This window comes from Variovorax sp. Soil_C_12 (assembly GCF_057657375.1).
In genome coordinates, this window is record NZ_JBDGIO010000001.1 from 814,310 (window position 1) to 834,095 (window position 19,786).

Sequence of the window (19,786 nt, forward strand, 5' to 3'; positions counted from 1 at the left end):
ACTCTTCCCGCGATCAGCCTTCGTGCGCGCCGAACATGGTCTTGGCGTAGGTCACGCCCAGGCCATAGGCGCCGCCGACCTTCTTCGCGATGCCGGTAGTGAGTTCGTAGGTCTCGCCACGGGCCCAGTCGCGCTGCAGCTCGAGCAGGTACTGCAGCGAGGTCATCGGCTGCGCGCCGGCCTGCACCATGCGCTCCATGGCGCGGTTGTGCGCCTCAGTCGAGACGTCACCGCAGGCGTCCGCGATGACGAACACCTCGAAGCCCTGGTCGAGCGCCGACAGCGCCGGACCCACGATGCACACGCTGGTCCACAAGCCCGCCAGCACGATGCGCGGCTTGCCGATCTCGTTCACGCGCTCGATCACGGCGGCGTCTTCCCAGGTGTTCATCGAGGTGCGGTCGAGCATCGCCTGGCCCGGAAAGGCGTCGGTGATCTCGCTGAACATCGGGCCCGAGAAGCTCTTTTCGGCCACCGTCGTGAGGATGGTCGACACCTTGAAGCCCGCGGCTGCCTGCGCCACCAGCGCCGCGTTGTTGCGCAGGTTCACCGCGTCGATCGAATGGGTGGCGAAGGCCATCTGCGACTGGAAGTCGATCATCACCAGCGTGTGGTCGGTGGGCTTGAGCAGCTTGGCGCCGGGCGTAGGGGTTGCTTTGACGGTCATGGAAGGCTCCTTCAGTGAGTTGCGTGGTTTCAGGGGCGGAGGAAGCAGGCCGTTCAACCCTCTTCTTCCGTTTGAATTCGATTGAATTCACAATCTGCCTCCAGAGAATTATCTCCTTGGCATGGACGCAATCATGGCGACCTCTGATCGGTTGTTGACGAAACTTTTAAGCCCCAACAATCGAATTTTTCGAACATTGATTTCCGACCCGACTTCCGCCCCTCGAACCCCAGGGACCCGCACGTGCTCAAGCTCACCCTCGAAGCCATCGAACTCGTCGACGCCATCGCGCGCCACGGCTCCTTCGCCGCAGCCGCCTCGCGACTCAACAAGGTCCCCTCCACCATCTCGTACGCGGTGGCCAAGCTCGAGGAGCAGCTCGGCATGCTGCTGTTCGAGCGCAATGGCCCGCGCGTCACCCTCACATCCGCGGGCGATGAGATGCTGAAGGAAGGCCGCTGGCTGCTCGGGGCCGCGAGCGACCTCGAGTCGCGCATGCGGCAGATCGCCACCGGTTACGAGTCGGAGTTGCGGCTGGTGCACGACTCGCTCATCCCCACCCAGGCGCTGATCGGCGACATCCGCGCCTTCGAGGACCTGCGCTGCGGCACGCGGCTGCGCATCGGCTGCGAAGCCCTGACCGGCGCCTGGGAGGCCCTGCGCGAGGGCCGCGCCGACATCGTCATCGCCGCGGGCGAGGGCCCGGCGGGCGGCGGCTACCAGGCGGTGACGGTGGGCAGCCTCGACTTCGCGTTCTGCGTGGCGCCCACCCATCCCCTCACCCGCCTGGGCCGGCCGCTGCAGCGCGGCGACCTGCTGCACTGCAACGCCATCGTGGTGGGTGACAGCGCCCGCTCCCTGTCGGACCGCACCGTGGGTCTGCTCGCAGGACAGCCGCGCATCACCGTGCCCAGCATGGCAGCGAAGATCGCCTGCCAGGTCGAGGGCCTGGGCCATGGCCACCTGCCGCGCGCCTGCATCGCCGGCGAGCTGGCGCGCGGAACGCTGGTGGAACTGCCCACCGAGGAGTCGCGCCCATCCGAGTCGTTCTGGCTCGCTTGGAAGACAGGCGCCGAGGGGCGAGCGCTGCGCTGGTGGCGAGAGCGCCTGAACCGATCGCTGGTGCCCGCGCTGCTGCCGCGATCAGGACTCCAGTGACTGGATGAGCTGTTCGGCCAACAACCACTCGCCAAAGCCTGACGCCGGGTTGATGTGGCCCAGCGCCCCCACGTTGACCAGCTCGCTGCCCCAGTCGCTCGCCATCTGCGTGACGCGATCGAGCGTGGCCAGCGGATCGTTGGTGCTGGCTGCCACGATGCTCCGGAAGGGCAGCGCTTGCCTGGGCACGGGCAGCCAACCGTTCGCCTGCAGGACATCAGGCGTCGGATAGCCCGCGGGGAGCGGCGACTCGAAATCCGGCGGCGCCGCCAACAACACACCCTCGAGCTTGCGGGTGTGCTTCTGCGCCCAGTGCACCGTCATGATGACGCCGGCACTGTGAGCGACGACGATGAGGGGGCCTTCGATGGCCTCGATGGCCTGCTGGACCGCCGCAACGCGCGCCGCGCAGCTCAGCTTGTCGGTCTCCAGCGGAGGCACGGAGACGACCTTGCGCACGGAAGAGAGCTTGCGTTCCAGATGCGTTTGCCAGTGGTCCTCGACATGGTCGCGCAGGCCGGGAACGATCAGGATCGCGGCTTGTCGTGTGCTGCTCATCGGGTGCTTTCTTTCCTCGAGTTTCGTGTCGCTCATGTCCAGTCCGATGAATCATTGAAATGGGCGGTGAGGGACGCCCGAGACGGGATGCGATGCAAGGCGCAAAGCGCAGCGATACCCGTAGGTATCGCGAGCATTTGCAACGCCGCAGCGCGCCCGTCTCGGGTGGACAGCACCGACCGATTTCAGTGATTCAGCGGACTAGTACGGCGCGTCGCCGACGATGGCCGTGCGCTCCATCTTGCGGTGGCACGGCGGGTAGTCCATCACTGCGTAGTGCTGCGTGGAGCGGTTGTCCCAGAACGCGACGCTGTTCTTCTTCCAACGAAAGCGCACCTGGTATTCGGGGATGCAGGCCTGGCTGACAAGGAAGTTGAGCAGGTGACTGGCGCCCGGCGACTTGTCCAGGCCGAAGCGCACGTTGTCCGGCGTATTGAAATTGGTGAAATGCGTCGTGAAGCTGCCATTGACGAACAGCACCTTCTCGCCGGTTTCGGGATGGATGCGGACCACGGGGTGCTCGGCGTCCGGGAACTGCGCCTTCAGCGCCAGGCGCTTTTCGATCGGCATGGCCGCGCCAAAGCTCGCCTCGATGCTGTGCCGCGCGCGCAGTGGCGCAATCTTCGCCTTGACATCCTCGGGCAGCTGCCGATAGGCCTCCACCATGTTGACCCACATCGTGTCGCCGCCCACAGGCGGGCATTCGACACAGCGCAGCACGCAGCCAAGCGGCGGCTTCTCGCGCCAGGTGGCATCGGTGTGCCAGGAATTCTCGTGACGTTCGGGCGGACTCTCGGGGGTCTTGTAGATCTGGACCAGCCCCGGATGGTCGGGATGACTGCCCACCACCGGATGGTCCTCCAGCTCGCCGAAGCGACGCGCAAAGGCCACGTGCTGGGCGCGCGTGATGTCCTGGTCGCGAAAGAACACGACACGATGCTTGAGCAGCAGCGCCCGGATCTCGGCCATCAGCAGGTCATCCTCTGCCGCCGCGCCCAGGTCGACGTTGCCGAGCTCGGCGCCGATCGAACAGGTGAGTGGCTCGACGTGGATCGAGTTGCCCAGGGAGGTCGCGCGGACCACGGCGGGCGCCGGTTTGAGTTCTTGCGTCATGAAGCTTGTCCCCTGTTGTCGAACGGGCCGTTGATGCTTCAGAGTGTGGTTGCGCGGGCAGGCCCGCGCTTGACATTGCATGACTGGCACTTATCCTTCGGTGCCACTTCTCCCCCGTTCTCCGATGTCGTCACTGGTCCGCGCTGCGAGCCTCACCAACTACAGCGAGGTCGCCCGTGCCGGTGGCCTGGATCCCGTTCGGATGCTTCTCGATGCGGGGCTCAGCCCAAACATACTGCGCGAGCCAGACCTCATGATCCCGGTCGAACGCGTCGGGCAACTGCTCCAGGCGTCTGCAACCCTGTCGGGCAACGAGAGTTTCGGTCTGTGCATGGCAGAGTCGCGAATGCTGTCCAACCTGGGCGCGGTGGGCATGCTGATCCGCGACCAGATCACGTTGCGCGACTCGCTGGACGTGCTGGTGCGCTACCAGGTGCTGCTCAATGGTTCGCTGTCGCTGATGATCGAAGAGAGCGCCGGCGTGGTCGTTCTCCGTGAGCAGCTGAAGGCCGGCAACCCGCAACAGCCCACGCGCCAGAGAATCGAGCTGGCGCTCGGCGTGATGCTGCGGTTGATGCGTCAGTTTCTGGGGGCCGACTGGCAGCCACGGCGCGTGTGCTTCGAGCACCCGGCGCCGCGCGATGTCAGCGTGCATCACCGGATATTCGGCCCTTGCGTCGAGTTCGACTCCGACTTCAACTGCATCGTCTGCGCGAAGACCGATCTCGATGCCCGCAACCCGTCCGCCGATCCGGCGATGGCGCGCTACGCGCAGCAGTTGCTCGACGCGTCGGCCGAGCCGCAGAGGCCGACCGTGCTCGAGGACGTGCGGCGCACGATCCTTCTGCTGCTGCCCAGTGGGCGCTGCACCATCGAACAGGTGGCCGAGCACCTGGGCGTGGCGTGCCGCACGGTCCAGCGTGGCCTGGCGGAACAGGGGCAGACCTTCTCGTCGATGGTCAACGAGATCCGCAAGGAACTCGCCGTGCGTCATGTCATCGAGAGCGATCGTCCTTTGACCGAGGTGGCGATGCTCCTCGGCTTTTCCGCGCCTAGCGCCCTCTCGCGCTGGTACCAGGCGCAGTTCGGTTGCAGCGCCAAGGAGAGCCGGGCCGCACGCTCCGCCCGGCAGCCCGAGCAGCGCGGAACGCGATGACCTTGCGCGTCGCGCAGGCATAGCCGGCACCGCCCGGAAGGGGCGGACCGATGTCATGAAAAGCCAAGTACGAGGCATGCAATGTCAAGCATGGGCAGCGATGCTGGGGAGATGATTTGCGGCGTCGGTTCACCCCGGTGTTCACATTTCAACTCGGAGACCCATCATCATGAACTTCCTCGACGGCCACCTGTATCCAGAGAACCAGCAGCCCCTGATCATTACAGCCGCTCCGTATGCGCCGGGCTGGATTCCCTCGGACTTCCCGGAAGATATCCCGGTCACGATGGAGGAGCAGATCCAGAAGGCGGTGGATTGCTACGAAGCCGGCGCCACCGTGCTGCATCTGCATGTGCGTGAAGCGGACGGCAAGGGCAGCAAGCGCCTGTCCATGTTCAATGAGCTGATCGCCGGGGTGCGCGCCCGCGTGCCGGAAATGGTCATCCAGGTGGGTGGTTCCATCAGTTTCGCGCCGGAAGACGATGGCTCGGCCGCCAAGTGGCTGAGCGACGACACGCGGCACATGCTGGCCGAACTCGATCCGAAGCCCGACCAGGTGACCGTCACCGTCAACACGACGCAGATGAATGTGACGGAGCATGCGGGCATCGATGACTTCAAGGGCGTTTCGCGGGGATTCCCGCACCTCTATGCAACCTACAAGGACATGATCGTTCCCTCGAACCCCAGCTGGGCCGAAGAGCACATCCGTCGCCTGTCGGCCGCCGGAATCCAAAGTGCGTTCCAGTGCTACAACATCAACAGCTTCGAGACGATCGAGCGGATGATTCGCCGTGGCGTCTACAAGGGCCCGCTGGTGATGAACTGGGTGGCCATCAGCGGCGGCATGGACCAGGCGAACATCTACAACCTGGCCAACTTCCTGCGCGCCGCGCCCGATGGCTCGGTGATCACGGTGGAGAGCTCGGTGCTCAACGTGCTGCCCGTGAACATGATCGGCATGGCCCTGGGCCTGCATGTGCGCTGCGGCATCGAGGACGTGCTCTGGAACCAGACCCGCACGGGCAAGATGAGCTCCGTCGAGCAGATCAAGCAACTGGTGCGCATCGCCGGTGAATTCGGCCGCCCCATCGCAACGGCGCAACAGGCACGGGACATCTTGAAGCTCGACGTCTTCTACGAGACCGCGGACGAGACGCTTCGGGAGAACGGCTTCGCGCCCAACCGCAACGGTGGCACCCAGGGCTTCCTGCGCAAGCCGATCTGAGCCTCTGGGGAATTGACATGGTTCCAAGGTTCCTGACACGACGAATTCTCACGATCGCTGCGCTGTCCTGGGTGGCAGCACCTTCGCCTGCGCTGGCACAGCAATGGCCCGACAAGCCCATCCGACTCGTCGTGCCGGCGCCGCCGGGCGGCGTGTCCGACCTGGTGGCTCGATTGCTCGCCGAACAACTGCGGCCGAACCTCGGCCAGACCATTCTGGTGGACAACAAGCCAGGCGCTTCGGGCGTGGTGGCGGAGCGAGCCGTGATGGCGGCGCCCGCCGATGGCTACACCTGGATGGTGGGGCCGTCGAGCGTCATGTCCGACGTACCCCTGGTCGTGAAGACGCCGTATGACGTGCTCAAGACCTTCACCTATATCGCAGAAGCCAGCAGCATGATCCACGTGCTGGTCGCCAATTCGAGCTTCCCGCCCAACAACGTCAAGGAAATGCTCGACCACGCCAGGCGCAACCCCAAATCGGTCAGCGTAGCGAATCACGGTGCCGGCACGCGTTCCAATCTCATGGGCGAGATGCTGAAGGAAAAGAGCGGCAACGACATGCTGGTCGTTCCGTACAAGGGTTCGGCGCCGATCCTCGTCGACCTGATGGGAAACCAGGTTCAGATGACTTTCGAAGTCGTGAGCAATGTCGTGCCGCACATCAGGAGCGGCAAGCTCAAGGCCTATGCGGTCTCCTCGTCGACGCGCTCCCAGCATCTGCCCGATGTTCCGAGTTTCGGCGAAGTGGGGTTGCCCGATTTCGTCCTGCCGCATGCGAGCGTCGGTGTCTTCGTCTTGAGCAGCACGCCCAAGCCGATCATCGATCGAATCCAGAGCGAGATGGCGAAGGTGGTACGCACGCCCAGGTTCCGCGAAGCACTGACTGCGCAGGGCCTGGATTTTCCGCAGGATGCCTCGCTGGATCAGCTTCGGCAAACGCTGGCGGCAACCACGGCCCACAACCAGGCCATCATCAAGAAGCTCCAGCTCAAGATCAGCCCTGAGTGAGCCTTTACAGAACGCCGCCCTGCCGGAGCGCTGCAATGGCCTCTGTGTCCATTCCCAGCAGGTCGCCGAGCACGCGTTCGGTGTCCTGCGCGAGCAGCGGCGGCGCGGCACGCACGGGCATGCGCTGGCCGTCGAAGCGGTACGGAGGCGCCAGCACCTGCACGCGGCCCGTCTCGGGGTTGGGAAGCTCGGCCAGCAAGCCGGCCTCTGCAGTGCGCTGCGACTGCAGGGCCTCCAGCAGGCCCAGGACCTCGCCGCAGGGAATGCCGGCCGCCGTCAGGCGCGCCAGCAGAAGCTCACGCGGACGGCGGGCCAGTTCGGCACGCAATTCGGGCAGCAGTGCATGTCGGTTCTGCGAGCGGGCCAGGTTCGTGACGAAGCGCTCGTCGGTCGCCAGGTCGGCCCGTTCCAGCACCTCGGTGCAGAAGCGCTGGAACTGCGCGTTGTTGCCCACCGTGATGACCAGCGGGCCATCGGCCGCATCGAACACGCCATAGGGCACGATGGAAGGGTGTGCGTTGCCGTACTTGGGCGGATCGTTGCCCATGAGCAGCGCCTCCATGCCGTAGTAGGCGGTGATCGTCAGGCCGCAGTCGTACAGGGCCATCTCGACATGCCGTCCTTGTCCCGTGCGCTGGCGATCGAACAGGGCTGCCAGGATCGCCTGCGCCGAATACATGCCGGTGAACATGTCCACCGCCGCCACGCCGAACTTCAGCGGGCCCTGCCCTTCCTCGCCGTTCAGTGCCATCAGGCCGGCCTCGCCCTGCACCACCAGGTCGTAGCCCGGGCGCGCGGCCTCGGGGCCATCGGTGCGGTAGCCGGTGATGGAGCAGTAGACGAGGCCCGGGTTGATGGCTTTCAGCGACTCGTAGTCCAGCCCCATCTTCGCGATTCCGCCGAACTTGAAGTTCTGGATCACGACGTCGCTCTTCGCGGCCAACTCGCGCACAAGGCGCTGACCCTCGGGCTTTTGCAGATCCACGCCCATCGACTGCTTGTTGCGGTTGGCGCTGTTGAAGTAGGCGGTGTTGCGCGAGCCCACGCGCAGGCCCCAGTCGCGCGTGTCGTCGCCGCGGGCGGGATGCTCGATCTTGATGACCTCGGCGCCCAGGTCGCCCAGCGCCTGGGCGCACATGGGGCCGGCCAGAACGCGCGACAGATCCAGCACACGCACGCCGGCGAGTGGAAGGCGGGATTCGCCGGTCGCGCTCATCGCATGCTCCTCGATGGACATCGCTTCACTCCGGTTTGTAGTCGATGGATTTCAGCAGTGCGGACTGCTGCTGGTAGGCCTGCTTCAAGTCCGTCATCATCTCCTCCGAAGTCTCGGAGCCGCCCTGTTCCATGCCCATTTCCTTGATGCGGTGCTGCACCGCGTCCCGCTTGAAATAAGCCAGCGTCAGCTCGCGCATTTTCTGCTGGACCGCCGCGGGAGCATCCGGGCGGGACCACACGGCGAACCAGCCTGCCTGCGCGAGCTGCGGGTAGCCGAGCTCCTTGAAGGTGGGCACCTCCGGCAACGCGGCGATGCGGGTCGGGTAGTTCACCGCAATCGCCTTGATCTTGCCGCTCTTGATCAGCGGCAGCGAGGTGGTCACCCCATCGAACATCAGGGGCACATGGCCGCCCATGAGATCGGTCAGCGCCGGGGGAGAGCCCTTGTAGCCCACATGATTCATCTGCATCTGCGTGAGCTTCCCAAGCAGCACGCCCGAGGTATGGCCCTTCATTCCCGCCGCGTAGGACGCGAAGCTGACGCCGTCCTTCTGCGATTTTCCATACGCCACGACCTGCTGCAGGTTGGAGACAGGCAGATCCTTGTTGGCGACCAGGACCAGCCCGGTGCGGCTCAGCTGGGCCAGCGGCTTCAGGTCCGCAAAGGGCTGGTAGTGGACCTTGTACGCCAGCGGCGTTTCGCTCACCGCGCCACCCTGGATGACCAGGAAGGTGTGGCCATCCTTGCCGGTGGACATCAGATCGCCGATCGCCAGCGCGCCGGCGGCACCGGCCTTGGATTCCACGATGACCGGCTTGCCCAGTTCCTGCTGCATGCCCTCCGCCAGCAGCCGCGCCAACGCGTCGGCGCTGCCGCCGGCAGGTCCGGCCACCACCAGGCGAATCGGCTTGGTGGGCCAGGCCGGCTGGGCCTGGACCTCGGTGGTCCAACCCAGGACGCCGATTCCGACTGCCAAGGCGAATCCGCGCCACCAGAAGTATTCCTGCTGCTTCATGTCTGTCTCCTTTGATTGCTGCGTACCGCGCGCTTAGAAGGGCTTGTCGCCGATGATGGCCGTGCGCTCCATTTTTCGGGGCGCCGGCCAGTAGTCCTGGACCGCGTAGTGCTGCGTGCAGCGGTTGTCCCACATGGCCACGCTGTTGGGCTTCCAGCGGAACCGGACCTGGTATTCGGGAATGGCCGCCTGGCTGGTCAGGTAGTTGAGCAGGAGGCTGGCGCCCGGTGTCTTGTCCTGGCCGTAGCGCACGTTGTCCGGCGTGTGGTAGTTCGCAAAATGGGTTGCGAACCCACAGACATACAGGATCTTCTCCCCGGTTTCCGGATGGGTGCGCACCACGGGATGCTCCACCATCGGATGCTCCATGCCGAGTGCCCGGCGCTTTTCTTCCGGCATGGCGGCGCCGAATGAATGCTCGATGCTGCACTTCACCTTCAGGCCGTCGATCTTCTTCTTGATGTCGTCCGGCAGGTTGCCGTAAGCCTGCACCATGTCGACCCAGAGGGTGTCCCCTCCGACCGGCGGGCATTCGATGCAGCGCAGCACGCATCCCATGGGCGGTGCTTCGCGCCACTGTCCATCGGTGTGAAAGCTGTTCTCGTAGTTTTCGCGCTTGTCGCTGCGGTAGATCTGAACCAGCCCCGGATGGTCCGGGTCGCTGCCGGCCACGGGATGGTCCTCCAGTTCACCGAAGTGGCGGGCAAAGGCCACATGCTCTGCCCGCGTGATGTCCTGGTCGCGAAAGAACAGCACCTTGTGCTGCAGCAGCAAGGCCTTGATTTCATGGGCCAGACCGGCGTCGCGCGACGCATCGCCGAGATGCACACCCGATACTTCCGCACCGATGGTGCACGTCAGTTGTTCGACTTTCATTGCCTGCTCCTTGTCTCCTGGAAGTCCACCGCGGCAGGTCTTGCGATGCATTCATCCTGTGCCTGCCGATGGAGCAATTCTCGAACCGCAAGGCGCCAACCGGCTTGACCGATCACGACACACGCTTACCCAGTCGCGCCGTGGCTGCGCCGCAGCTGCCAGGGCCTCTGGTACTAACACCATTGACCAACTTGCACAGCATTGATAGACGTCAATCATGACGCCCCGCATCCGAAGCATCAGCCTCAACAAGTACTCGAAAGTCGCGCATGAGCTCGGCATCGATCCGTTGAGCATGCTCCGCCAGGTCGGCCTGGACCACAGCTGCCTGAACTCGCCCGACCTGCTGGTGCCCGAGACCGCCTTCGCCCAGCTGCTGGACGCTTCTTCCGCGCGAACCGGCAACGCATCGCTCGGGCTGCTCATGGGTTCGTACTGGCGGCTGTCGGACTTCGGGCAAATCAGCCTGCTTCTGCAGCATCAGCCCAGCCTGGCCACGCTTGTGCAGACACTCAAGGACTACCACCACCTGATCAGCACCACCATCACCACGGAAACCGTGACGCAGGGGCGGCTTTCGATCATCCAGTTGCACCTGGACACGGAGAGGGAGACGCCGGGACGCCACCCCATGGAGCTGGGCATCACGGCCTTGCTGAGCCTGTGCCGCCACCAGCTGGGCAAAGGCTGGAAGCCCGTCGGCGTGCATTTCTCGCACGCTGCGCCCAGCAGCATGGCCCTTCACCGCCGGGTGCTCGGCAGCGAAGTCGTGTTCGCCTCGGACTTCGACGGCATCGTGCTGTCCACCGAAGACCTGCAGCTTCTCGATCCGGAGCACGACAGCGGCATGGAGGCGCATGCCCGCCATCTGATGGACCTCCACGCGCCCGGCAGATCTCCCAAGCCCATCGAGCAGCAGGTACGAAGCGCCATCCAGTCGCTGTTGCCGCACGGGCGCCACGGCATCGCCCAAGTGGCCAGCGCGCTGGGCTGCACATCCCGCTCCCTTCAGCGCCAGCTGGAGAACAGCCGCACCAGCTTTCAGGACACGCTGGACGCCGTGCGCAGCCAGGCCGCCGTCCGCGCACTGCAGAACCCGCAGCTCTCCATCGGCGAGGCCGCCGCGCTTGCCGGCTTTGCGGAAAACAGCTCTTTCACACGGTGGTTCAGCAAGCAGTTCCAGCAAAGCCCGAGCAGCTGGCGCCAGCAGTACCTTCCGGGGCCGTAGCGCAGACCTCGCTCGACAGGCCTAGCGTTCAGGCGGCCTTGCGCAGGAAGCCCTGGTTGCCGCCGTTGCGGTTCGGGGCGAAGCCGTTGGCCTGCAGGGACTCGTCCGCCGTGTCGTAGAACACGCCGATCCCGGAGATCTCCCGGGCCTGCCGGGCCGTCGCGATCTCGCGGCCGAACTCGCGAGAGATGCGCACCAACTGTTCGATCTGCGACACCGTACTCGCCTTGGCCGTGCGCGACTGGTTCCACAGGACGTCCTCGGTGCCGCAGCGCACATGCAGGCCCATGGCAATGCCCATCATGTTGATCGGCAGCACGTTGCGCACCGAGCTTTCGACCGTCAGCACCGCACCGTCAGGCACGGCGCGCAGCATGTTGGCCAGGTTGTAGATGTTGGGCGCATCCATGCCGCCGCTGATGGCGACCCAGTTCATGACCAGCGGGCCCTTGTAGACGCCGCGGCGCATCAGCCGCTCCACCGATTCGAAGCTGTTGATGTTGTAGCACTGGAAGGCGCTCTGGATGCCGGCGGCGCTCAGGCGGCGGATGTGCTCCTCCACCCAGCCGGGCTGGGAGGGCACCGTCATTTCCTTGTAGGCATTGAAGATGGCGGGAATCTCCCGGGAGGTGCCTTTGAAATCAGCCAGCTCCGCATGTTCGGTCACGTTCATCTGCGAGGTGTTCACCGTCACCGTGACCTGATCGGGCTTGGGGTCGAGCTCGGCCAGCATGTGGCGGGTGTCGTCGCTCAGCCACTTGGCGGCAGCGCCTTCCGACTCCGGCGCAAAACTGATCGAGCCGCCCACCTGGATCACCATCTCGGGCACGGCCTTGCGCACGCCGGCGATCAGCTCGTTGAACTTGGACAGGCGCTTGCTGCCCTTGCCATCGAGCTCGCGCACGTGCAGGTGCAGCACGGTGGCGCCGGCGTTGTAGCAGTCCACCGCCTTCTGGATCTGCGCTTCCATCGTGACGGGGATGTCCTCGGGAAAGTCGGAGGGCAGCCAGCCCGGCGCATAGGGAGCGGCGGTGATGATGAGCGGCTGCTGGTTCTCGGGGAACAGGTGTCCGTCGAGGAAATTCATTGCGTGTCTCCAGTGAGTAATGGACTCCCGCAGACATCCGGCGTCGGATTCCGAGGGCGCATTCACTGTAGGACGGCCAGGCAGAAGGCCGTTTGCCGGATCGCGCCGCCCGTTTGGCATTTCGCGCCAATCCGCCGGCTGTGCATCGCTTCGTCCGCGCAGGCAGCGGCGCCCCGTCAGCCCGCCGGCAAGGGGGCGGCGTTGATCGCCAGTTGCGCGGCGAACGCCCGCTGGTAGGCCGGCCGCGCTTCGCCGCGAGCGACATAGGCGGCCAGGCTGGGAAACTCGTTCAGCAGGCCGGACGGTCTCAGCCGGAGCAGCACCGACACCATCAGCAGGTCGCCCGCGCTGAAGCCGCCGTCCAGCCAGTCGCCGTCGCCCAGGCGGGCGGCCAGCTGGTTCAGTCGGGCGCGCAACCGGTCCTCGACGAGGGGCAGGCGCTCGGCCTTCCAGGGCCTGTCGCCGTCCACCAGCTTGACGGTGACGAGTTCGAGGATGGGGGGCTCGACCGTATTGAGCGCCGCGAACATCCACGTGATGGCGCGCGCCCTTGCATTGGCATCGGCGGGGAACAGGCTCGCGTGGCGCTCGGCGATGTGCAGCACGATCGAGCCGGTCTCGAACAGCGCGAGGTCGCCTTCCTCGTAGGTGGGGATCTGGCCGAAGGGATGCAGCGCCAGATGCGCGGCCTCCTTCATCGCGCGGAAGGACACCAGGCGCACCTCGTAGGGCAGGCCGGCTTCCTCCAGCGCCCAGCGCACGCGCGTGTCGCGCGCCAGACCCTTGCCGCCGTCGGGCGACCGTTCAAAGGCGGTGATGGTGATGCTCATCGTGAGTGTCCTTTTCGCGCTCGAACCCCAGAGAACTTCGAATGATCGCGCAATCGACCGCCCGCTCGTGCCCGTTTGACGTCGTCCGTTGCTCATTGGGCGATAGCGATCCATGGGTGGCCCGCAGCTTGCTAAACGGAAAGCAATGATTGAAAATTTACTTTCCTCTCACCACTATGTAATTTTATTTACATCGCCTGCACCGTGAACGGGCGAGTCCCCCTGCATGCCGGCTTCCTCCGCAGCTACCACCGTCGCCCAGCGCATCGCCCAGGCCCTGCCGCAGTTGACCCCCTCGCACCGCCAGGTGGCCGACTACGTGCTCGAGCGCCCGCTGCAGGTCGCCACCCTGCCGATCGACGAGCTGGCCGCCACCGTCGGCGTTTCGGTCGCCACCGCCAACCGCTTCGCCCGCGCCCTGGGCTTCGACGGCTATGCGAGCTTCCGCGCGGAGCTGGTGCGCGGCTTCGAGCCGTTGGTGGCGCCGGTGGAGCGGCTGCGCGGCAACCTCGCGCGCCCCTCGACGGTGGCCGATGTGTTCGCGATGGCGCTGGAGGAAAGCCAGGGCAACATCGGCGCGACGCGCCAGGCCCTGGACCGCGCCTCCTGCGAAGCGGCGGTGGCGCGCGTGCTCGGCGCCCGCACCGTCTTCATCGCCGGCTTCGGCGCCAGCGCCTGGCTGGCCGGGCTGCTGCACCACGGCCTGGATGCCTACTGCGGCGACGTGCGCCTGCTGTCATCGGTCAGCGGCGTCACGCACGGCGCGCGTGCCCTGTCGCGCGGCGGGCCGCAAGACCTGCTGGTGGCGCTGACCTTCCCGCGCTACCTGACCGACACCGTCGCCCTCACCGGCCTCGCGCGCAGCCAGGGCATCGGCGTGCTGGCGCTGACCGACCGGCCTAGCTCGCCGATCGCGCCGCTGGCCGACGTGGCCCTCTACGCGCAGACCGAAACCCGCTATCGTCCCAACTGCGAGACCAGCGTTCTGGCGCTGATCGAGGCCCTGACCAGCGCGGTGGCCCTGCGCGCTCCGCAGGCCTACCAGGCCGCGAGCAAGGTGGTTCATGCCGTGATGCCCTGGCTGCACGGCGCGCAGGACCTGCGGGCCGCGAGCACGCCGAAGATCAAGCAAAGGCCGGTGCCGCGCGCGCCGGCCGGAAAGAAGAAGACCCGATGAGAACGACGCCCGTCATTGCCATCCACGGCGGCGCCGGCACCATCAGCGCCGCGGCGCTGGACGCCGGCGCCGCCCAGGCCTACCACGAGGCGCTGCGCGCCATCGTGCAGGCCGGCCAGGCGCTGCTGCTGCGCGGCGGCTCCGCGCTCGACGCGGCCTGCCTCGCCGTCGAGATGCTGGAGGACTGCCCGCTCTTCAACGCCGGCCACGGCGCCGTCTTCACCCACGCCGGCACGCACGAGCTCGACGCGGCCGTGATGAACGGCGCCGACCTGCGCGCGGGCGCGGTGGCCTGCGTCAGCCGCATCCGCCGCCCGGTGCGCGCGGCCCGCGCGGTGATGGAGGACGGCGCCCACGTGCTGCTGGCCGGCGCCGGTGCCGAGGACTTCGCGCGCGAGCGCGGGCTGGAGATGGTCGACCCGTCCTATTTCTCCACCGAGGCGCGCCGCGCGCAGCTGGTGCGCGCGCAAGCTGCTGGCCGCGTCGCGCTCGACCACGACGGCACGGCGAATGCCGCCGCGCCGCTGGACGAAGGCCGCAAGTTCGGCACCGTCGGCGCCGTGGCGCTCGACCTGCAGGGCCACCTGGCGGCCGCCACCTCCACTGGCGGCATGACCAACAAGCGCGCCGGCCGCGTCGGCGATTCGCCGCTGATCGGCGCCGGCACCTATGCCGACGACAAGCGTGCCGCCGTGTCCTGCACCGGCAGCGGCGAGATGTTCATCCGTGCCGCCGCGGCCTACGACGTCTGCGCGCGCATGCGCTATGCGGGCCAGTCGCTGGCGCAGGCGGCGCAGGCGGTGGTGATGCAGTCGCTGCCGGCGATCGGCGGCAGCGGCGGGCTGATCGCGATCGATCGCAACGGCAACGTCTGCATGCCCTTCAATACCGAGGGCATGTACCGCGGCCATGCCCGCGGCAGCGAGGCGCCGCAGACGGCGATTCATCGATGAGGCGTCCGGTGCCCTCACCCCAGTCCTCTCACAGAGGGAAAGGGAGCAAGTCCGCATCGCTGCAGCGCGCATGCACGGAGCTGGTCCTATGAGCGCTGCCACTCTGTCCTCTTCCGCCGCCGGCGCTGCCCTGCAGCTGCCGGAGCAGCGCGTGCTCGAGGTCGACGGCCTCACCGTGCGCTTCGCCACTTCCGAGCGCACCGTGGACGCGGTGCGCAAGCTGAGCTTCCACGTCGAGCGCCGCGAGACGCTGGCCATCGTGGGCGAATCGGGCTCGGGCAAGTCCGTCACCTCGCTGGCGCTGATGCGGCTGGTCGAATACGGCGGCGGCCGCATCCTCGAGGGCCGCATGACCTTCAAGCGCCGCGACGGCCGCGTGCTCGACCTGGCGAAGGCCACGGACGCCACCATGCGCGGCATCCGCGGCGCCGACATCGCGATGATCTTCCAGGAGCCGATGACCTCGCTCAACCCGGTGTTCACCGCCGGCGACCAGATCGCGGAGGCCATCGCCATCCACCAGGGCAAGGACCGCGCGGCCGCGCGCGCCGAGGCGCTGCGCATGCTGGAGCTGGTGCGCATCCCCGAGGCGCGCAGCGTGCTGCAGCGCTACCCGCACCAGCTGTCCGGCGGCATGCGCCAGCGCGTGATGATCGCGATGGCGCTGTCCTGCCGGCCCTCGCTCCTGATCGCCGACGAGCCCACCACCGCGCTCGACGTCACCATCCAGGCCCAGATCCTGCAGCTGATCCGCGAGCTGCAGTCCGAGATGCACATGGGCGTGGTCTTCATCACCCACGACATGGGCGTGGTGGCCGAGGTGGCCGACCGCGTGCTCGTGATGTACCGCGGCGACAAGGCCGAGGCCGGCCCGTCGGAGCAGGTGTTCGCGGCCCCCAAGCACCCCTACACCCGCGCCCTGCTCTCCGCCGTGCCGCAGCTGGGCGCGATGCGCGGCACCGAGCTGCCGGCGCGCTTCGAGCTGCTGCAGGTCGACGCAGCCGGCGTCAGCGTGAGCGACCGCAGCCCGCAGGACACGGTGCGCCGCGACGTCCCGCCGATCCTGCGCGTGAAGGACCTGGTGACGCGCTTCGACCTCAAGAGCGGCCTGTTCGGCCGCGTCACGCGCCGGGTGCATGCCGTGGAAGGCATCAGCTTCGACCTGCATGCCGGCGAGACGCTGGGGCTGGTGGGCGAGTCGGGCTGCGGCAAGTCGACCACCGGCCGCTCGCTGCTGCGCCTGGTCGACAGCCAGGGCGGCGAGATCGAGTTCAAGGGCCGCAACGTGCTCGCGCTGCCGCAGGGCGAGTTGCAAGCACTGCGGCGCGACATCCAGTTCATCTTCCAGGACCCCTTCGCCTCGCTGGACCCGCGCCTCACCGTGGGCTTCTCGATCATGGAGCCGCTGCTGGTACATCGCGTTGCCAGCGGCGCCGAGGCCCAGGCGCGGGTGCGCTGGCTGCTCCAGAAGGTGGGCCTGCCGGCCGACTACGCGCAGCGCTACCCGCACGAGTTCTCCGGCGGCCAGCGCCAGCGCATCGCCATCGCCCGCGCGCTGGCGCTCGACCCCAAGGTGGTGGTGGCCGACGAGTCGGTCTCGGCGCTGGATGTATCGATCCAGGCCCAGATCGTCAACCTCATGCTCGACCTGCAGCGCGAGCTGGGCGTGGCCTTCCTCTTCATCTCGCACGACATGGCGGTGGTGGAGCGCATCAGCCACCGCGTGGCCGTGATGTACCTGGGCCAGATCGTCGAGATCGGCCCGCGGCGCGCCATCTTCGAGAACCCGCAGCATGCCTACACGAAGCGGCTGATGGCCGCGGTGCCGGTGGCCGACCCGGCGCGGCGCCAGCAGAAGCGCCCGCTGCTGCAGGGCGAGGTGCCCAGCCCGGTGCATCCCGTGGGCTACCAGCCCTCGGTGGCGCCGCTGGTCGAGGTCGGCCCGGGCCATTTCGTGGCGCGGCATCCGATCGCCGGCGCCTTCTGATTTTTTTGGTTTCTCTTCCCACCCAGCGACGTCAAAGGAGTCTTCGCATGAACAAGCGTCTTACCCGAATCGCAGCCGCCCTCGCGCTGGCCGGCCTCGCCATGTCGGCGCAGGCGGCCAAGGACGTGGTCGTGGCCGTGCAGTCCAACTTCACCACCACCGACCCCTACGACGCCAACGACACGCTCTCGCAGGCGGTGGCCAAGTCCTTCTACCAAGGCCTCTACGGCTTCGACAAGGACATGAAGATGGTGCCGGTGCTGGCCACCGGCCACACCGTCAGCAAGGACGGGCTGGTCTACACCGTCAAGCTGCGCACCGGCGTCCAGTTTCACGACGGCACGCCCTTCAATGCCGAAGCGGTGAAGGCGACCTTCGACCGCGTGACCAACCCGGACAACAAGCTCAAGCGCTACAACCTCTACAAGAACATCGCCAAGACCGAGGCGGTCGATGCGACCACGGTGCGCTTCACGCTCAGCGAGCCCTTCTCGCCCTTCATCAACACGCTCGCGCACCCCTCGGGCGTGATCATCTCGCCGGCCGCGTTGGCCAAGTACGGCAGCAAGGGCATCGCGCAGAACCCCGTGGGCACCGGCCCCTTCAAGTTCGTCGAGTGGAAGGCCACCGACTACCTGAAGGTCGCCAAGTTCGACGGCTACTGGAAGAAGGGCTATCCGAAGGTCGACACGATCACTTTCCGCCCGGTGGTCGACAACAACACGCGCGCCGCGATGATGCAGACCAACGAGGCGCACTTCGCCTTCCCGATGCCGCCCGAAGCGGCCGCGACGCTGCAGGGCAAGCCCAGCCTCGAGGTGAACACCTCGCCCTCGATCATTCATCGCTACATCTCGATGAACACGCAGCAGAAGCCCTTCGACAACCCGAAGGTGCGCGAGGCGATCAACTATGCGATCAACAAGGAGGCGCTGGTCAAGGTGGCGTTCTCGGGCTACGCCATTCCGGCCGAGGGCGTACTGCCCAAGGGCATCGAGGGCGCGTCCAAGCTCGGCCCCTGGCCCTACAACCCGGCCAAGGCGCGCGAGCTGCTGAAGGAGGCCGGCTACCCGAACGGCTTCGAGAGCACGCTCTGGTCGGCCTACAACTACACGACCGCGCAGAAAGTGATCCAGTTCGTGCAGCAGCAGCTGGCGCAGGTCGGTGTCAAGGTGCAGGTGCAGGCGCTCGAGGCCGGCCAGCGCGTCGAGCGCGTGGAGAGCGCGCAGGACCCGGCCACCGCCCCGGTGCGCATGTACTACGTGGGCTGGTCCTCGTCGACCGGCGAGGCCGACTGGGCGATGCGCCCGCTGCTGGCCTCCGAGTCCTTCCCGCCCAAGCTCTTCAACACCGCTTACTACAAGAACGACGAAGTCGACGCCGACATCAAGAAGGCGCTGGTGACCACCGATCCCGCCGCCAAGGCCAAAATCTACGCCGACGCGCAGCAGCGCATCTGGAAGGACGCGCCCTGGGCTTTCCTGGTCACCGAGCAGCTCTTGTCGGTGCGTGCGCGCAACCTGAGCGGCTTCTACGTGATCCCGGACGGCAGCTTCAACTTCGACGAAGTGGAACTGAAGTGATCCTGCACGCTGCGCACCGATGACTCAGTACGTCCTCAAGCGCCTGCTGGGTTTGCTGCCGACACTGCTCATCGTGGCGGTGCTGGTGTTCCTGTTCGTCCACATGCTGCCCGGCGACCCGGCGCGGCTGGCGGCCGGGCCGGACGCCAGCCCCGAGACGGTGGCGCTGGTGCGCGCGGACCTCGGCCTCGACAAGCCGTTGCCGCAGCAGTTCCTGAACTTCTTCACCAACATGCTGCAGGGCGACTTCGGCCGCTCGCTGCGCTCCAAGCGGCCGGTCTCCACCGAGATCGCCGAGCGCTTCATGCCCACGCTGCTGCTCACCCTCACCAGCATGGCCTGGGCGGTGGTCTTCGGCATGGCGATCGGGATCACGTCCGCGGTGTATCGCAACCAGTGGCCCGACCGCCTCGGCATGACGCTGGCGGTCTCGGGCATCTCCTTCCCGGCCTTCGCGCTGGGCATGCTGCTGATGCAGATCTTCTCGGTGCAGCTCGGCTGGCTGCCCACGGTGGGCGCCGACTCGTGGCGCCACTACATCCTGCCCTCGATCACGCTGGGCGCCGCAGTGGCGGCGGTGATGGCGCGCTTCACCCGCGCCTCCTTCGTCGAGGTGATCCAGGAGGACTTCGTGCGCACCGCGCGCGCCAAGGGCGTGTCGGAGAAATGGGTGGTGCTCAAGCACTGCCTGCGCAACGCGCTGATCCCGGTGGTCACGATGATGGGCCTGCAGTTCGGCTTCCTGCTGGGCGGCTCGATCGTGGTCGAGGCGGTGTTCAACTGGCCCGGCCTCGGGCGCCTGCTGGTGGACGCGGTCGACATGCGCGACTACCCGATCATCCAGACGCTGGTGCTGCTCTTCTCGCTGGAGTTCATCCTGATCAACCTGGTGGTGGACATGCTCTACGGCTTCATCAACCCCACCATCCGCTACAAGTGAG

18 protein-coding genes are annotated in these 19,786 nt (G+C 66.6%); 10 read left to right on the top strand and 8 right to left on the bottom strand.

The features are described 5' to 3' along the window. Positions 1–13 precede the first annotated feature (13 nt). The gene (locus AC3A6X_RS04060) at positions 14–667 is read right to left on the bottom strand and encodes a hydrolase (protein ID WP_487840914.1); all 654 of its coding nucleotides are present in this window, start codon (positions 665–667) and stop codon (positions 14–16) included. Between the two features lie 243 nt (positions 668–910). Here AC3A6X_RS04060 and AC3A6X_RS04065 point away from each other — a divergent pair, with 243 nt between their 5' ends. Continuing rightward, positions 911–1,825, top strand: coding sequence for a LysR family transcriptional regulator (locus AC3A6X_RS04065; protein ID WP_487840915.1), 915 nt, complete (start codon positions 911–913; stop codon positions 1,823–1,825). Here the strand turns inward: AC3A6X_RS04065 and AC3A6X_RS04070 are convergent. Further along, positions 1,811–2,383 (bottom strand): RBBP9/YdeN family alpha/beta hydrolase, encoded by a 573-nt coding sequence (locus AC3A6X_RS04070; RefSeq protein WP_487840916.1) that lies wholly within the window; start codon positions 2,381–2,383, stop codon positions 1,811–1,813. The two genes, AC3A6X_RS04065 and AC3A6X_RS04070, sit on opposite strands and share 15 nt — an antisense overlap. Positions 2,384–2,584: 201 nt before the next feature. After that, positions 2,585–3,436, bottom strand: a complete 852-nt coding sequence (locus AC3A6X_RS04075; protein ID WP_309968708.1) for a TauD/TfdA dioxygenase family protein — start codon at positions 3,434–3,436, stop codon at positions 2,585–2,587. A gap of 184 nt (positions 3,437–3,620) precedes the next feature. Here AC3A6X_RS04075 and AC3A6X_RS04080 point away from each other — a divergent pair, with 184 nt between their 5' ends. The 3 genes from AC3A6X_RS04080 (at position 3,621) to AC3A6X_RS04090 (ending at position 6,890) form a co-directional block, all read left to right on the top strand. After that, a complete protein-coding gene (locus tag AC3A6X_RS04080; RefSeq protein WP_487840917.1) occupies positions 3,621–4,652 on the top strand; it encodes an AraC family transcriptional regulator in 1,032 nt (343 codons plus the stop codon). Positions 4,653–4,821: 169 nt separating this feature from the next. Beyond that, the gene (locus AC3A6X_RS04085) at positions 4,822–5,880 is read left to right on the top strand and encodes a beta-keto acid cleavage family enzyme (RefSeq protein WP_487840918.1); all 1,059 of its coding nucleotides are present in this window, start codon (positions 4,822–4,824) and stop codon (positions 5,878–5,880) included. Positions 5,881–6,032: 152 nt separating this feature from the next. Continuing rightward, positions 6,033–6,890 carry a Bug family tripartite tricarboxylate transporter substrate binding protein gene (locus AC3A6X_RS04090; RefSeq protein WP_487840919.1) on the top strand — a complete coding sequence of 286 codons (858 nt, stop codon included), beginning with the start codon at positions 6,033–6,035 and terminating at the stop codon, positions 6,888–6,890. Positions 6,891–6,894: 4 nt separating this feature from the next. Here the strand turns inward: AC3A6X_RS04090 and AC3A6X_RS04095 are convergent, their stop codons facing one another. Genes AC3A6X_RS04095 through AC3A6X_RS04105 form a run of 3 tightly spaced genes read right to left on the bottom strand, consistent with a single transcriptional unit; the run spans position 6,895 to position 10,000 of the window. Beyond that, the gene (locus AC3A6X_RS04095; RefSeq protein ID WP_487840920.1) at positions 6,895–8,127 is read right to left on the bottom strand and encodes a CaiB/BaiF CoA transferase family protein; all 1,233 of its coding nucleotides are present in this window, start codon (positions 8,125–8,127) and stop codon (positions 6,895–6,897) included. Between the two features lie 4 nt (positions 8,128–8,131). Continuing rightward, positions 8,132–9,124, bottom strand: a complete 993-nt coding sequence (locus AC3A6X_RS04100; RefSeq protein ID WP_487840921.1) for a tripartite tricarboxylate transporter substrate binding protein — start codon at positions 9,122–9,124, stop codon at positions 8,132–8,134. Positions 9,125–9,157: 33 nt separating this feature from the next. Beyond that, a complete protein-coding gene (locus AC3A6X_RS04105; protein ID WP_487840922.1) occupies positions 9,158–10,000 on the bottom strand; it encodes a TauD/TfdA dioxygenase family protein in 843 nt (280 codons plus the stop codon). Positions 10,001–10,217: 217 nt separating this feature from the next. Between AC3A6X_RS04105 and AC3A6X_RS04110 the strand changes: the two genes are divergently transcribed. Next, entirely contained in the window at positions 10,218–11,228 is a 1,011-nt protein-coding gene (locus tag AC3A6X_RS04110; RefSeq protein WP_487840923.1) for an AraC family transcriptional regulator, read from the top strand. A gap of 28 nt (positions 11,229–11,256) precedes the next feature. Here AC3A6X_RS04110 and AC3A6X_RS04115 read toward each other — a convergent pair whose 3' ends face one another. After that, positions 11,257–12,315: a beta-keto acid cleavage family enzyme gene (locus AC3A6X_RS04115; RefSeq protein ID WP_487840924.1), complete on the bottom strand. Its 1,059-nt coding sequence runs from the start codon at positions 12,313–12,315 to the stop codon at positions 11,257–11,259. A gap of 176 nt (positions 12,316–12,491) precedes the next feature. Further along, positions 12,492–13,145: a glutathione S-transferase family protein gene (locus AC3A6X_RS04120; RefSeq protein ID WP_487840925.1), complete on the bottom strand. Its 654-nt coding sequence runs from the start codon at positions 13,143–13,145 to the stop codon at positions 12,492–12,494. Between the two features lie 226 nt (positions 13,146–13,371). Here AC3A6X_RS04120 and AC3A6X_RS04125 point away from each other — a divergent pair, with 226 nt between their 5' ends. The 5 genes from AC3A6X_RS04125 (at position 13,372) to gsiC (ending at position 19,785) form a co-directional block, all read left to right on the top strand. Then, the gene (locus AC3A6X_RS04125) at positions 13,372–14,322 is read left to right on the top strand and encodes a MurR/RpiR family transcriptional regulator (protein ID WP_487840926.1); all 951 of its coding nucleotides are present in this window, start codon (positions 13,372–13,374) and stop codon (positions 14,320–14,322) included. Next, positions 14,319–15,275, top strand: a complete 957-nt coding sequence (locus AC3A6X_RS04130; RefSeq protein WP_487840927.1) for an isoaspartyl peptidase/L-asparaginase family protein — start codon at positions 14,319–14,321, stop codon at positions 15,273–15,275. The genes AC3A6X_RS04125 and AC3A6X_RS04130 overlap by 4 nt, the downstream gene beginning before the upstream one ends. Positions 15,276–15,363: 88 nt before the next feature. Then, positions 15,364–17,262 carry a dipeptide ABC transporter ATP-binding protein gene (locus AC3A6X_RS04135; RefSeq protein WP_487840928.1) on the top strand — a complete coding sequence of 633 codons (1,899 nt, stop codon included), beginning with the start codon at positions 15,364–15,366 and terminating at the stop codon, positions 17,260–17,262. Between the two features lie 47 nt (positions 17,263–17,309). Beyond that, a complete protein-coding gene (gene gsiB, locus AC3A6X_RS04140; protein WP_487840929.1) occupies positions 17,310–18,845 on the top strand; it encodes a glutathione ABC transporter substrate-binding protein GsiB in 1,536 nt (511 codons plus the stop codon). A 19-nt stretch (positions 18,846–18,864) separates the two neighbouring features. Further along, on the top strand, positions 18,865–19,785 hold the full coding sequence (gsiC, locus tag AC3A6X_RS04145; RefSeq protein ID WP_487840930.1) for a glutathione ABC transporter permease GsiC: 921 nt from the start codon (positions 18,865–18,867) through the stop codon (positions 19,783–19,785). Position 19,786: the final 1 nt, after the last annotated feature.

Bases quoted from the DNA above. Each gene is read 5' to 3' on its own strand.
- AC3A6X_RS04060 (WP_487840914.1), bottom strand. From the start codon at position 667: ATGACCGTCAAAGCAACCCCTACGCCCGGCGCCAAGCTGCTCAAGCCC.
- AC3A6X_RS04070 (WP_487840916.1), bottom strand. From the start codon at position 2,383: ATGAGCAGCACACGACAAGCCGCGATCCTGATCGTTCCCGGCCTGCGC.
- AC3A6X_RS04080 (WP_487840917.1), top strand. From the start codon at position 3,621: ATGTCGTCACTGGTCCGCGCTGCGAGCCTCACCAACTACAGCGAGGTC.
- AC3A6X_RS04085 (WP_487840918.1), top strand. From the start codon at position 4,822: ATGAACTTCCTCGACGGCCACCTGTATCCAGAGAACCAGCAGCCCCTG.
- AC3A6X_RS04095 (WP_487840920.1), bottom strand. From the start codon at position 8,127: ATGTCCATCGAGGAGCATGCGATGAGCGCGACCGGCGAATCCCGCCTT.
- AC3A6X_RS04100 (WP_487840921.1), bottom strand. From the start codon at position 9,124: ATGAAGCAGCAGGAATACTTCTGGTGGCGCGGATTCGCCTTGGCAGTC.
- AC3A6X_RS04105 (WP_487840922.1), bottom strand. From the start codon at position 10,000: ATGAAAGTCGAACAACTGACGTGCACCATCGGTGCGGAAGTATCGGGT.
- AC3A6X_RS04110 (WP_487840923.1), top strand. From the start codon at position 10,218: ATGACGCCCCGCATCCGAAGCATCAGCCTCAACAAGTACTCGAAAGTC.
- AC3A6X_RS04115 (WP_487840924.1), bottom strand. From the start codon at position 12,315: ATGAATTTCCTCGACGGACACCTGTTCCCCGAGAACCAGCAGCCGCTC.
- AC3A6X_RS04120 (WP_487840925.1), bottom strand. From the start codon at position 13,145: ATGAGCATCACCATCACCGCCTTTGAACGGTCGCCCGACGGCGGCAAG.
- AC3A6X_RS04125 (WP_487840926.1), top strand. From the start codon at position 13,372: ATGCCGGCTTCCTCCGCAGCTACCACCGTCGCCCAGCGCATCGCCCAG.
- AC3A6X_RS04130 (WP_487840927.1), top strand. From the start codon at position 14,319: ATGAGAACGACGCCCGTCATTGCCATCCACGGCGGCGCCGGCACCATC.
- AC3A6X_RS04135 (WP_487840928.1), top strand. From the start codon at position 15,364: ATGAGCGCTGCCACTCTGTCCTCTTCCGCCGCCGGCGCTGCCCTGCAG.
- gsiB (WP_487840929.1), top strand. From the start codon at position 17,310: ATGAACAAGCGTCTTACCCGAATCGCAGCCGCCCTCGCGCTGGCCGGC.
- gsiC (WP_487840930.1), top strand. From the start codon at position 18,865: ATGACTCAGTACGTCCTCAAGCGCCTGCTGGGTTTGCTGCCGACACTG.